The following is a 12849-nucleotide window of genomic DNA, read 5'->3' on the forward strand; positions in this document are numbered from 1 at the left end:
GCAGAGGCTTGCGTTCAGCCGAGAAAACACTACCATCGCGCCTGTCAGGCCGATAGACCTGTTTTAGGCAAGGCCCTGGCGTTCAGGGAGGCACCATGCGTGACTGGTCAGACGACATCGACGACGTTTCCGACGAAAACCCCGCCAACTACGATTTGCGTGGCCGCTTCAAGCCCCACCAGCGGGCCCAGCTGGAGCATTCGCAGATCGCACACGAGAAGTTCGACGACGAGCTGCGGCCACGGCATGACTGGCAGCCGCCGTCATCGCCAGCGATCCGCCGCTAAACGCCAGCAGCGGACTGTCCGGTCCGGCTGGCATGACCGGCGTCCCGTTCAGCGGAACTGCCTGACGCTGGCTGTCACGACGCCCCAGATGGGCAGTTCCTGCCCCTCCTGCGCCATGATCTCGGGGAAGTCGGGGTGGGCCGGCAGCAGCTTGACGACGCCATCCTGCCGGTGCAGCTGCCTGCAGCTGAGTTCGCCGTCGAGCAGCACGACCACCAAGTCGCCATGCCGCGCGGCGAGCGACTGATCGACCAGCAACAGGCTGCCGTCCAGGATGCCGGCGTCGCGCATCGCGTCGCCACGCATCCGCACCAGCCGGTGGGCTGCCTCGTTCACGCCCAGCCCCAGCGCATCGGCCAGTGCCCGCGGCGAGGCGGCCCAGCTGTCGTGACAGGGCAGGGCGGCAGCCGGTCTGGGCTCTGGCTGGCCGTCCTGCGGCTGGTCCAGCCAGCCTGCGGGCTGACCGCAGGCGGACTCGATGCGCCGGGCGAGCTTGGGTCCGATCGGCGTGCCGGACTTGATGCGGCTCCACTGGCTGCCGGCGATCTCAAGCCGGTCCGCGAAATCGCGGTCCTCGCCGCTGCGGCCCTCGGCCAGCTCGCGCAGGCGCCAGCGTAGCCACAGGGTCAGGGTGTTGCGCTGGCGCAGGGCCACGAGTTCGGGGGGAATGGGCTTGGGCGGCATGGCTGTATGGTAATCAAACAGATTGACTTTAATGTAGCAGAATAAGATCGATGGTCATTGCTACCGAGTCGTCTTGTCTGTGCCATCCTCTTTTTTCGCCCTTTCTGTCTCCGCGCGCTTGGCGGTCGGCTGCCCCGCGCCGGGAGCCCGGGCATGAGGCCGGTGCTGGCCGTCGATCCGGCCGAGGTCGAGCTGCACGCGATCCGGGCGCAGGGGCCTGGCGGCCAGAACGTCAACAAGGTTTCGAGCGCGGTGCAGCTGCGCTTCGATATTGCCGCCTCGTCATTGCCCGAGGCGGTCCGGCTCCGGCTGCTGGCCCTGTCCGATCGGCGCATCAGCGGCGCGGGCGTGCTGGTGATCAAGGCGCAGTCGTTTCGGACCCAGGAGGCCAATCGGGACGACGCCTGGCGGCGCTTGCAGGAGTTGGTGAATTCGGTGGCCGAGGCCCCCAAGGCGCGCCGGCCGACGCGGCCGACCTATGGCTCGCGGCAGCGGCGCCTGCAGGGCAAGGCCAAGCGTGCCGAGGTCAAGGCGGGCCGGGGCCGCATCGACGGCTGAGCCGGTAGCCCCGAGCAAGGCCCAACTCGCACCTGGCATCGTGGCGGTGGCTACACTGGCCGCATGCCTGCCGCCATTGCCCCGAACCCCGCCTTGTCCCCAGCCTGCCTGGAGGCCAGTGGCCTGGGCAAGCGCTACCAGCAGGCCAGCGTGTTCGCGGGCGTCGATCTGACGGTCAGGCCCGGCGAGTTCGTCGCCATCGTCGGCGAGTCGGGCGTGGGCAAGTCGACCCTGCTCAATTGCCTGGCGGGCCTGGATTCGGTCGATGCCGGCCGGGTCAGCCTGCTCGGCAAGGACTGGGCCAGCCTGAGCGAGTCGCAGGCTGCCGCCTGGCGCCGCGCTCACCTGGGCTTCGTGTTCCAGGCCTTCCATGTGTTGCCGCACCTGAGCGTGGCGCAGAACGTCGGCTTGCCGCTGCTGTTGCTGGGCCGCAACGAGCCCGAGCGGGTCGAGGCCATGCTGGCCGCCGTGGGGCTGGGCGGCATGGGGGATCGGTTGCCGCAGACGCTCTCGGGCGGGCAGTTGCAGCGAGTCGCGATCGCGCGGGCGCTGGTGCACCGCCCCAGCCTGATCCTGGCCGACGAGCCGACCGGCAACCTCGATCCGCGCACCGCCGCGCTTGTCATGGAGCTGCTGCGGGCGCAGACTCGGGAACAGGGCGCCGCGCTGGTGCTGGTGACGCACTCGCAGGCCGCCGCCGGCCAGGCCGACCGCCTGCTGCGCCTGACGCCCGACGGCATCGCGCGGGACTGAAGCCATGCGGCTGGGCGTCTATCTTGCGCTGCTGCGCAGCTTTTCCTGGCAGGAGCTGCGACTCCATCCCTGGCGTCACGCGATGGCGGTGCTGGCCGTCATGCTGGGCGTGGGGCTGGCCCTGTCGGTGCACCTGATCAATGCCTCGGCGCTGTCGGAGTTCTCGGCGGCGGCGCAAAGCGCCAGTGGCGAGCCCGACGCGCAGCTGCGCGGTGCCGCTGGCCGACTCGATGAGCGCTGGCTGGAGTTGGTACAGGCGCAGGCCCAGGTGCGCGAGGCCAGCCCGGTGCTGGAGCTGCAGACCCAGCTGCTCGATGCCCGGGGCCAGCGCGTCAGCGCGCGTCTGTGGGGCGTGGACGCCTTGGCGATGCCGGCGATCCAGCCGGCGCTGGCGCTGCAACCCGACCAGGGTGCGAGCCGGCTGGATATCTTCGCGGCTGATGCGGTGTTCCTGAATCCGGCGGCGCAGCGGGCGATCGGCGATGGGGTAACCCATGCCGAGGTCCAGATCGGCCTGCGGCGACAGCCCTTGCGCGTGGCCGGCCGGGTTGCGCAGGGTGGTGGTGCTCCGCTGCTGGTGATGGACGTGGCGGCCTTGCAGGACCTGAGCGGCAGCCTGGGTCACTTGAGCCGGATCGACCTGCGGCTGGCGCCGGGCACGAGCCCCGAGGCGCTGCTGGCCTCGTTGCGGCAGGCGGCGCGGCAGAGTCCATGGGCACGGGAACTCGACCCCGGCGCGCTGCTGCTGCAGCGGCCCGCCGATGCTGGCAACCGTCTGGGGCAGCTCTCGCGCGCCTACCGGGTCAACCTGACGGTGCTGGCGCTGGTGGCGCTGTTCACCGGCGCCTTCCTGGTGTTTTCGGTGCTGAGCCTGAGCGTGACCCAGCGCCAGCCGTCCTTCGCGCTGCTCGGCGTGCTCGGCATGGATGCCCGTCAGCGCCAGCGGCTGGTGCTGGCCGAGTCAGCGCTGGTCGGCGCGGCGGGCAGTGTGCTCGGGGTCGCGCTCGGCACGGCGCTGGCCTGGGGCGCGCTGCGCCTGCTCGGGGGCGACCTGGGTGGTGGCTATTTCGGTGGCCTGGCGCCCCAGCTGGACTGGAGCCCGCTGGCCGCCACTGGCTATGGCGTGCTCGGCGTGGGCGCCGCGCTGCTGGGCGGCTGGTGGCCGGCGCTCGCGGTGCGCCGCCTGGCGCCTGCGCAGGCGCTCAAGGGCTGGGCCATGCAGCAGGGCGGTGCCGGCCGACTGGCCTGCTGGTCGGGGCCGGCGCTGCTGGCGCTGGCCTTCGGCCTGTGCTGGCTGCCGCCCATCGCCGGCCTGCCGCTGGCGGCCTATGTCGCGGTCGCCTGTGGCCTGCTCGGCGGCATCCTGGCGCTGCCGGCGCTGGTGCAAGCCACGCTGGGCTGGCTCGCGCCCCGGGTGCGGCGCCGCCCGCTCGCGCTGCTCGCGCTCGAACGCGCCCGGCGCTTTCCGCACAGCGCCTCGGTCGCGACTAGCGCGGTGGTGGCCAGCCTGGCGCTGTCGGTCGCGCTGACGGTGATGGTGGGCAGCTTTCGCGAGTCGGTCATGCGCTGGTTGGATGCCGTGCTGCCGGCCGAACTCTATTTGCGCGCCGCCGCCGGTGCCGGCGGTGCCGAGACCGCGCTGCTACCGCCCGATTTCGTGGCCGGGGTCGCGGCCCTGCCCGGCGTGGCGCGGGTCGAGGGCCTGCGCCTGCGCACGCTGACGCTGGACCCCAGCCGTCCAGCGGTGACGCTGATCGCCAGGCCGCTGCGGGCGGCTGGCGATTCTGTCTCTTCTGGCATACCACTGCCGCTGGTGGGTCCGGCGCTGCCTTGGCCCGCAGCCACGACAGCCCCGCAGGCGCCAGGAGCGGAAAAGCCCGTAGCTGGGCCAAGCCGGATCGCGGTCTTCGCGAGCGAGGCCCTGGCCGAGCTGCACGGCGCCCAGGTCGGTCGCGAGATCCTGCTGCCCGGCATCGGACCGTCCGGTACGCGCTTCTTGGTCGCGGGCATCTGGCGCGACTACGCGCGCCAGCAGGGCAGCCTGGTGATCGACGCGGCCGACTACCAGCGCCTCACCGGCGACCGTTCGATCAACGACCTGGCCATTCACCTGGCGCCGGACGCGCCGGCCGACTTGCGAGCCAGGCTGGAGCAGGCCAGCGGCGGGCTCTACGAGCTCAATTCGGCGCAGGATATTCGGCAGATCTCGCTGCGCATCTTCGACCGCAGCTTCGCCGTCACCTACTGGCTGCAGGCGGTGGCCATCGGCATGGGCCTGATGGGGGTCTCGGCCAGCTTCAGCGCCCAGGTGCTGGCGCGCCGGCGCGAGTTCGGACTGCTGCAGCATATTGGTCTGTCGCGCCGTCAGGTGCTGGGCCTGGTCGCGGCCGAGGGTGCGCTCTGGACCCTGCTGGGCGCGGCCGCTGGCCTGCTGCTCGGGCTGGCAGTCAGCGTGGTGCTGGTGCACGTGGTCAATCCGCAGAGTTTCCACTGGACCATGGAGCTGCATCTGCCCTGGGGCCGGCTGCTGGCGCTCGCCTTTTCGGTCGTCGCGGCCGGCACCCTGACCGCCTGGCTCAGCGGCCGGCTCGCCGCCAGCCAGCAGGCGGTGCTGGCGGTCAGGCAGGACAGTTGAATCCACCATGAACCCTTCCTTCGATCGCCTGCGCCGCCAGCTGCTGCTGCAGGGTCTGGCCCTGTCCTGCGCGGGGGCCGCGCCTGCGCTGGCGGCCCAGCCCGTCCAGGCCTCCGAGTCCGCTGGCCGCCGCACGCTCAAGCCCCGGCCGCTGGTCTTTCCGGCCGACCATGGCAGCCACAACGACGCGCGCACCGAGTGGTGGTATCTGACTGGCTGGTTGCGCGACGAGGCACAGCGGCTGTATGGCTTTCAGGTCACTTTCTTCCGCTCCCGGGTCGATCCGGCACAAGGCTTGCGCAGCCGGCTCGCCGCGCGTCAGCTGCTGTTCGCCCATGCCGCGTTGACCGATGTGGCCGGGCGTGCCCACTGGCATGACCAGGCGCTGGCGCGCTGGAACGGCGAGCCTGCCGAATGGCCCACGCCGCAGGCCAATGTGGCAATGCCGACCCAGCTGGGATTGCAGGCCAGCGCCGCAGTGCGGGATACCGACGTGCGACTGCGCGGCTGGCGCCTGCAGCGCCAGGCCGGTGACGGCGCCTACCGGACCCAGGTCCGCGCAGCTGATTTCGCGCTGACGCTGGACGCCGCGCCGACCCAGGATCTGCTGCTGCAGGGCGAGCGTGGCTGGTCGCGCAAGGGTCCTGGACCTGAGCAGGCCAGCCACTACTACAGTCAGCCACAGCTGCGCGTGAGCGGACAGCTGCAGCGGGCAGGGCGCAGCCACTCGGTCCGGGGCCAGGCCTGGCTCGACCACGAGTGGAGCGAGGCGCTGCTGCACCCCGAGGCCGTGGGCTGGGACTGGATCGGCATGAACCTGGACGATGGTTCCAGCCTGACCGCCTTCCAGCTGCGCCGCGCCGATGGCAGCGCGCTCTGGGCCGGCGGCTCCTGGCGGCCAGCGTCGGGGCCGGCTGGGCAGGCAGCAGCGCGCAGCTTCCAGCCCGGCGAGGTCACCTTCGAGCCTGGCCGCCGCTGGACCAGCCCGAGCACCGGCATCCGCTATCCGGTCGAGTGGCGGCTCACGACGCCGGCCGGGCGCTTCGCGGTGGCGGCGCTGCTCGACGCGCAGGAACTCGACAGCCGCCGCAGCACCGGCGCCATCTACTGGGAGGGGTTGAGCGAGCTCAAATCCGCCGATGGCGGGCCGCGCCTGGGGTTGGGCTACCTTGAGCTGACGGGATACGGTGCGCGGCTGGCGCTCTAGCCGGCGCCCGCAGCATCAGGCTGCATCCTGCGCTTGAAGGCCTGCAGCCTGGCCCTGGCAGTGCCAGTCCCTCTTGTGTAGCATGTCGGGCATGACTGATCTGTCCGCCTTTTCCATCACCCGCAAGTGGCCCGCCCACCATCCCGAGCGCCTGCAGCTGTACTCGCTGCCCACGCCCAACGGCGTCAAGGTCTCGATCCTGCTCGAGGAGCTCGGCCTGCCCTACGAGGCGCACAAGGTGAGCTTCGAGACGCGCGACCAGTTCTCGCCCGAGTTCCTGTCGCTCAACCCGAACAACAAGATCCCTGCCATCCTCGACCCCAACGGTCCGGGCGATCAGCCGCTGGCGCTGTGGGAGTCGGGCGCCATCCTGATTTACCTGGCCGAAAAGACTGGTCGTTTCCTGCCGACCGAACCAGCCAGGCGCTACGAGACGCTGCAGTGGCTGATGTTCCAGATGGGTGGCATCGGCCCCATGTTCGGTCAGGTCGGCTTTTTCTACCTGTATGGCGGCAAGGATTACGAGGACAAGCGCCCGCGCGACCGCTATGTCGCCGAGGCGACGCGCCTGCTCGGCGTGCTCGATCAGCGCCTGACGGGACGCGACTGGGTCATGGGCGACGAATACACCATCGCCGACATCGCGATCCTGCCCTGGATCCGCACCCTGCTCGAGCGCTACCAGGTGAGCGATCTCATCGGCTATGAACGCTTTGCCCAGGTTGACCGCGTCTACCGGGCCTGGCTGCAGCGTCCGGCCGTGCAGCGCGGCCTGAACGTGCCGGCCTGAGGCCGTCAGGGTCGTCTGGGCCGGATCAGCTGCCCAGCTTGGCCTTCAGCCCGCTGGCCCGCTTGAACTGGCGCCCGATCGCCAGGCCCAGCAGATTGGGTCGGGGTTCGATCACCGACAGGAACTCGCGCGCCCGGGTGACGCCGGTGTAGACCAGCTCGCGCGTCAGGATGTCGCCCCCGCTCTCCGGCAGCACCACCACGGTGTGGGCGAACTCCGAGCCCTGGCTCTTGTGGATGGTCATCGCGAAGCAGGTCTCGACATGGGCCAACCGGCTGACCGCGACCGAACGCAGCTGCTCGCCATCGAGGAACCAGACTCGCGGCGTGCGGCTTTCCGAAGCCGAGGGCAGCACCACGCCGACGTCGCCGTTGAACACGCCCAGCGCCGCGTCGTTGCGCGTGACCATGACCGGGCGGCCGATGAACCATTCGCCACTGGGCTTGAGCAGCCCGGCCCGGGCCAGCGCCTGCTGGATGTCCTGGTTCAGCTGCCGGTCGCCCCAGGTCCCGTCGTGCACCGCGCACAGGATGCGAAAGCGCTCGAAGCTGCGCAGCACGGCCTTGACCCAGTCGGCGTGCGCCGCCTCATGGTCCGTGCCGGGCGGCGGCTGATGCTGGTTGATGATGCCGAGGTAGTCGGCGAAGGAATCCGGCGCCAGTGGACGCCCGCGCAGCGCCAACCGCACGACGATGGCGGCATCATTGCCCGTCGCCAGCCAGACCTTGCCCGGGCTGGTCGATGGCTGGCCGATCGGGCTGGTCAGGGCTGGGTCCTGTGCCTCGGCGCTGCCCTTGGCCAGCAGCTCGTAGGCACCTGGCGGGTCGGCCCTGTCCGCAGAGGCCACGCCCTTGTTGACCGCGCGTGCCAGCAGGCCGATGTCGGTGCCGAAGCGCCGGCTGTGGCGCAGCATGACGGTCTGCTGCTCCAGCGGCGAACCGCTTGCTGTTGCAACGGTCAGTCGCTGGCCCGACACGGCTTCCAGGTAGGCCAGGGTCTGCGGGCTGTAGCGCGCCTCGCTGGCGCGGGCGCACAGGTCGCCCAGTACCGAGCCGGCCTCGACCGAGGCCAGCTGGTCCTTGTCGCCGAGCAGGATCAGCCTGGCCTGTTGGGGCAGCGCCTGCAGCAGCGCGGCCATCATTTCCAGGTGCACCATCGAGGTCTCGTCGACGATCAGCACATCGACATCCAGCGGCGTGTCGGCATCAAAGCGGAATTGCCGCGTGTCCGGCCGCGCGCCCAGCAGGGCGTGCACGGTCTTGGCCTGGCCGATGCGCTGGGTCAGCGCCCGCAGGTCCAGCTTGTCTCCAAAGCGCTGCTGGATCTCCTGCAGCGACTGGTCGATCGAGCTGCGCAGCCGCGCCGCCGCCTTGCCCGTGGGCGCCGCCAGCGCGACCCTGAGGCTGGCCGGCTCCGGGTGCGTGGCCAGCAGCAGCGCCAGCAGCCTGGCGGCGGTGTAGGTCTTGCCGGTGCCAGGGCCGCCGGTGATGACGCTCAGGCCGCCGCGCAGGGCCAGGCCGCAGGCCACCTTCTGCCAGTCGCAACCCTCGATCGGCGCCGGGCCGTCGAACAGCCGGTCCAGCCAGGCCCGGGCCATGGGCAGGTCGACCGCCTGCGTGCGAGCGGCGCGCCGGGCGATCTGCGTCGCTACCTGTTCCTCGTAGATCCAGTAGCGGCGCAGATACAGCATCGGCGCGTCCATCGTGCCTGCCAGCACCAGCGGCTGGCCACGGTCCTCGTCGCCAGCATCGGTGTCAGTGCCCATGCTGCTGGCGCTGCCAGCGGCTGGAACCACGCGCACCAGCGGGCTGGCGCGCAAGGCCTGTACCCAGTCCGATGCGTTTCGCGGCAGCCTGGCCCAGAGCAGGTCGAGCGCCGCTTGCGCCTCGCCGCTCCAGCCCAGCAGGCCCTGGGGCTGGCTCACGCAGGGCGCCAGCGCCAGCGCGGTGTGGCCGCGCCCTTCCATCTGCGTCAGCAAGGCACTGGCCAGCAGGACGGGGGCAGCAGCCTGCGCGTCGAGCTCGCGCACGAAGGCGGCCATCGCGCTGTCGAGGCGGCGCAGCCAGCCGCGGTCCGACCAGGCGCGCAGGGTCGCGAGCAGCTCGTCGGGATCAATCGGGGTGATGGTCGCGCTCATGCTCGCGTTCATGTGTCGAGTTCCTCGGGGTTCAGCATGGCGTCGAGCGCGGCCAGCAGTTCGGGCTCGGGCTGGATCAGGCAGACGCCGCGCGCCGGCCCCTCCATGCCACGCAGGAAGAGGTAGAGCGCGCCGCCGAGCTGCTCGGCCGGGTCATAGGATTCGCCCAGCCGGCTCCTGAGCAGGCGGTGCAGGGCCAGCAGGTAGATGGCCGCCTGCACGTCGTAGCGGTGCCTGGCCATCGCGGCGGCCAGGGCCGGCGCGCTGTAGTCGCCATCCGTCGCGCCCAGGTGGTTGGACTTGTAGTCCAGCACCCAGTAACGCCCCTCGTGTTCGAACACCAGGTCGGTGAAGCCCATCAGCATGCCGTGCAGCGCGCTGCTTTGCAGCCGGGGTCGGGGCCGGCCGTCGAGCAGGTGCTCGCGGCAGAGCCGGTCGATCCGCTCGGTGCGCAGCTGCCGGGCCGGCAGCCAGAATTCCATCTCGGCCTGGGCGCCGAGCAGCCCGGACAGCGCCACCTCGGGCCCGGGCAGGGGGGTCCGCACCACCGCCTGCAGCCATGGCAGCAGTGCCTCGGCATCGTTCTTGTAGGGCGAATGCTCGCAGCGCTTGCGTAGCCGATCGCGCAGTCCGGGGTCGTCGGCCAGCGCGAAGCCTTCGCCAGCCAGCCATTCCAGCTGATCGTGCAGGAAGTTGCCGGCCACCGAGCCGCGCTGGAAGCGGTGCCGGATGTCGGCCTGCGCTGGCAAGCGGACCGGCTGGGTCTTCTGTTCCGCCTCATCCACCCCGTCGGCGTCTTCCACCGACTCGTCATCGGCCGGACGCAGCGCCGCGAAGGGCGACAGCCCGCCGGCCTGGGTCTTGAGATCGCGGGTCAGGCGCGAGTAGCTCGCGATCGTCCATTGCCGGTCGAACTCGCCCGCGTAGTGCAGGGGCTCGGCCAGCGCCGCGTCCGAGTCCGGCCGGCGCAGGCGCGTCACACCCACCTGTCCTCCATCCTGGGCATTGGCATCGACCAGCGCGATCGCGGGCTGACCTTCGGCCAGGCGCTGCAGCGGCGCCAGCCAGTCGGCCCCGGCTTCGATCGCGCTGCCGCCAACCAGGTAGCCCAGCGCGCTCTTGCGGCTGTGGCATTTGTCGCTCTGGCCGATCTTGACGCTGGAAAACCCGATCCAGAGCGCGTGGCGCGGCCGGGTCATGGCCACGTAGAGCAGGCGCAGGTCCTCGCGCAGCCGTTCCCGGTCGGCGCGCTCGATGTCGGCCTCGCCGAGCTGCAGCACCAGCTCGCGCGCGCCGTCCGGGCCGGGCAGGGTGGCCGAACGGGTCAGCCGCCGCGTCACTTCCCGGAAGCTGGTGCCAAAGGGCAGGCAGACCAGCGGATATTCCAGCCCCTTGCTCTTGTGCACGGTGACGAGCTTGACCAGGTCGTCGTCGCTTTCCAGCCGCACCACCTGCTCCTCGCCCTGTTGCGCCCGTTCATCGATCTGGTGCTGCAGCCAGCGGATCAGCGCCTGCTCGCCTTCGAGCTCGCGGCTGGCGTTCTGCAGCAGCTCGGCCAGATGCAGGAAGTTGGTCAGGCGCCGCTCGCCGCCGTCCTGCCGCAGCCAGCGCGCCGCGAGGTCGAAGCGGTGCAGCGACTGGCGCAGCATGGTCAGCACGCCCTGGGTCTTCCAGGCCTGCTGCAGCTCGCGCAGCAGCAGCGCCTTGCGGTCGAAGGCCTCGTCGTCGGCAAACAGCGCGTCGAGCTCGGCCAGGCTCAGGTCCAGCGTGCGCAGCGCCAGCGCGGCGCGCACCAGCGCGGCATCCTGCGGCGTGGCGACCCCGCGCAGCCAGTGCACCAGGTCGCGCGCTTCCTCGCTCTGGAACACCGAGTCCTGGTCCGACAGGTAGACCGACGCCACGCCGCGCCGCTGCAGCGCGAAACGCACCGCGGCCGCTTCCTTGCCGGTGCGCACCAGCACGGCGATGTCGCGCGGGCGCAGGCGCTCGAAGCGGCCGTCGTCGCGCGCGAAGCCATTGCCCGCGTCGTTGAGCCAGCCCGTGATCTGCTCGGCACAGCGCCCGGCGAACAGCTTGCGGATCGCCTTGTTGCTGCGCGGCGCCAGGTCATGGACCAGGGTCAGCGCGGGCCGCCCGCCGCCGCCGTCGACCCAATGCTCCTCGCGGCCCTTGGCGGCTACCTCGACATAGGGCAGCGGGTTGCCCGTCTCGCTGCGAAAGCCGAACGCCCCCTCGACGCGATCCTGCTCGGCGCGCTGGAAGCAGTGGTTGACCGCGTCCATCAGCGCCTCGGTCGAGCGGTAGTTGACCTTGAGCCTGTAATGTCGGCCTTTGGTGGCCTGGCGCGCCTGCAGATAGCTGTAGATGTCGGCGCCGCGAAAGCCGTAGATCGACTGCTTGGGGTCGCCGATCAGCAGCAGCGCCTGCTCGCGGCGGTTGTCAGCCGTGCGGTAGATGCGGTCGAAGATGCCGTACTGCAGCGGCGAGGTGTCCTGGAACTCGTCGATCAGCGCGACCGGGTGCTGCGCCAGGATGCGCTGGCGCAGGCTGTCCGCGTTCTCGCCCTGCAGCGCTTCGTGCAGGCGCTCCAGCATGTCGGCAAAGCCGAAGGTCCCGGCGTGGGATTTCAGCTGCTGCAGCCGGTGCGCCACGCGCGCGGCGGCGTGCAGGCGGGCCGCCGCCGCCGGGCCCTGCAGCGCCTCCAGCTGCGGCTTGAGCCGGGCGAATTCGTGGCAGGCCTGCGGCAGCTCGGGCATGCCGGCCCCTTGGGTCCAGCAGGCCTGCAGTCCGGCGGGCGTGAAGCGCTCCCAGGCGGCCTTGGTCAGCTCCGGCAGCAGGTCGTCGCTCTCGCCGCTGGCCCAGCGCGCCAGTTTTTCCAGCCAGCCGCTCAGGGTCTTGATCGAGAACTGCCGGCCGTTCCAGCCCCTCTTGCCCGGTGGGTCCTGGCTCAGCACGAAGTCCAGCAGCTCCTGCGTCTGCGTCACCCATTGCGTCCGGATGGCGACCAGCTGCGTGTCCTGCACCGCCTGCGCCCGCGCCAGCGCGTCGATCAGGTTGCCCTCGCCGCCGTCCCGGCCGGCGCCCTGGGCCAGCAGGTCCTTGACGTCCTGGCGCAAGGTCTCGACATCCTGCCAGACCGCCATCACCTGCTCCAGCCCATCGTGGTCGAGCGGATAGCATTCCTGGCGCCAGTAGTCCTGCACGGCCTCGATCAGCAGCGCCTCCTCGTCGGCCACCAGTTCCTCGTCGAACAGGCTGCCACTGTCGAAGGCATGCTCGCGCAGCGTGCGCTGGCACCAGGCATCGATGGTGTGGATGCTGGCTTCGTCCATGCTCTCGGCCGCCAGCGCCAGCCGCCAGGCGGCCTGCTTGCGCTGTGCCTCGTCCGGGAATGCCGCCAGCAGCTCGTCGAGCAAGGCATCGGCTGGCCTGGATTCGGGGTGCCGGAAGGCCTGCGCCGCTTCCAGCAGGCGCTGGCGGATGCGGTCCGACAGCTCGCGCGTCGCCGCGCGGGTGAAGGTCATCACCAGGATCTCGGGCGGCGTCAGCGCCCGCGCATAGGCCCGCTCCGGACCACCATGCCCGAGGATCAGCCGCAGGTAGAGCGCGGCGATGGTCCAGGTCTTGCCGGTGCCGGCGCTGGCCTCGATCAGGCGCGAGCCCCACAGCGGCAGCCGCGCGGCGTGCAGCTCCTGTGGCCCGGTTGCGGTGGCCGCTTCGGGGGCGGGTTCCACGGAAGAAAAGAGATCGAATTGACTCATGGGCGTCTGGTCTCGCGATGCTGGCTCGGCATGCCGC

At 70.9% G+C, this 12849-nt stretch carries 9 protein-coding genes; 6 read left to right on the plus strand and 3 right to left on the minus strand.

Annotation, left to right across the window (positions count from 1 at the left end):
- Window positions 1-95 precede the first annotated feature (95 nt).
- Window positions 96-287: a hypothetical protein gene (locus PHR85_RS02220; protein WP_300049868.1), complete on the plus strand. Its 192-nt coding sequence runs from the start codon at window positions 96-98 to the stop codon at window positions 285-287.
- A 48-nt stretch (window positions 288-335) separates the two neighbouring features.
- Here the strand turns inward: PHR85_RS02220 and PHR85_RS02225 are convergent, their stop codons facing one another.
- The gene (locus PHR85_RS02225; protein ID WP_300049870.1) at window positions 336-971 is read right to left on the minus strand and encodes a S24 family peptidase; all 636 of its coding nucleotides are present in this window, start codon (window positions 969-971) and stop codon (window positions 336-338) included.
- Window positions 972-1124: 153 nt separating this feature from the next.
- Between PHR85_RS02225 and arfB the strand changes: the two genes are divergently transcribed.
- The 5 genes from arfB to PHR85_RS02250 all read left to right on the plus strand — a co-directional run bounded on the left by arfB (window position 1125) and on the right by PHR85_RS02250 (window position 6914).
- Window positions 1125-1529, plus strand: a complete 405-nt coding sequence (gene arfB, locus PHR85_RS02230) for an alternative ribosome rescue aminoacyl-tRNA hydrolase ArfB (RefSeq protein ID WP_300049872.1) — start codon at window positions 1125-1127, stop codon at window positions 1527-1529.
- Window positions 1530-1592: 63 nt separating this feature from the next.
- Window positions 1593-2282, plus strand: coding sequence for an ABC transporter ATP-binding protein (locus tag PHR85_RS02235; protein ID WP_300049875.1), 690 nt, complete (start codon window positions 1593-1595; stop codon window positions 2280-2282).
- A 4-nt stretch (window positions 2283-2286) separates the two neighbouring features.
- Window positions 2287-4917 carry an FtsX-like permease family protein gene (locus PHR85_RS02240; RefSeq protein ID WP_300049878.1) on the plus strand — a complete coding sequence of 877 codons (2631 nt, stop codon included), beginning with the start codon at window positions 2287-2289 and terminating at the stop codon, window positions 4915-4917.
- Between the two features lie 7 nt (window positions 4918-4924).
- On the plus strand, window positions 4925-6124 hold the full coding sequence (locus tag PHR85_RS02245) for a carotenoid 1,2-hydratase (protein ID WP_300049880.1): 1200 nt from the start codon (window positions 4925-4927) through the stop codon (window positions 6122-6124).
- A gap of 91 nt (window positions 6125-6215) precedes the next feature.
- Window positions 6216-6914, plus strand: a complete 699-nt coding sequence (locus PHR85_RS02250) for a glutathione S-transferase N-terminal domain-containing protein (protein WP_300049881.1) — start codon at window positions 6216-6218, stop codon at window positions 6912-6914.
- A 25-nt stretch (window positions 6915-6939) separates the two neighbouring features.
- Here the strand turns inward: PHR85_RS02250 and recD are convergent, their stop codons facing one another.
- Window positions 6940-9063 carry an exodeoxyribonuclease V subunit alpha gene (gene recD / locus PHR85_RS02255; protein ID WP_300049883.1) on the minus strand — a complete coding sequence of 708 codons (2124 nt, stop codon included), beginning with the start codon at window positions 9061-9063 and terminating at the stop codon, window positions 6940-6942.
- Window positions 9060-12812 carry an exodeoxyribonuclease V subunit beta gene (gene recB / locus PHR85_RS02260; protein ID WP_300049885.1) on the minus strand — a complete coding sequence of 1251 codons (3753 nt, stop codon included), beginning with the start codon at window positions 12810-12812 and terminating at the stop codon, window positions 9060-9062. The genes recD and recB overlap by 4 nt, the downstream gene beginning before the upstream one ends.
- Window positions 12813-12849 lie beyond the last annotated feature (37 nt).

The sequence above is a fragment of the Malikia sp. genome (assembly GCF_028687635.1).
GTDB lineage: Bacteria > Pseudomonadota > Gammaproteobacteria > Burkholderiales > Burkholderiaceae_C > Malikia.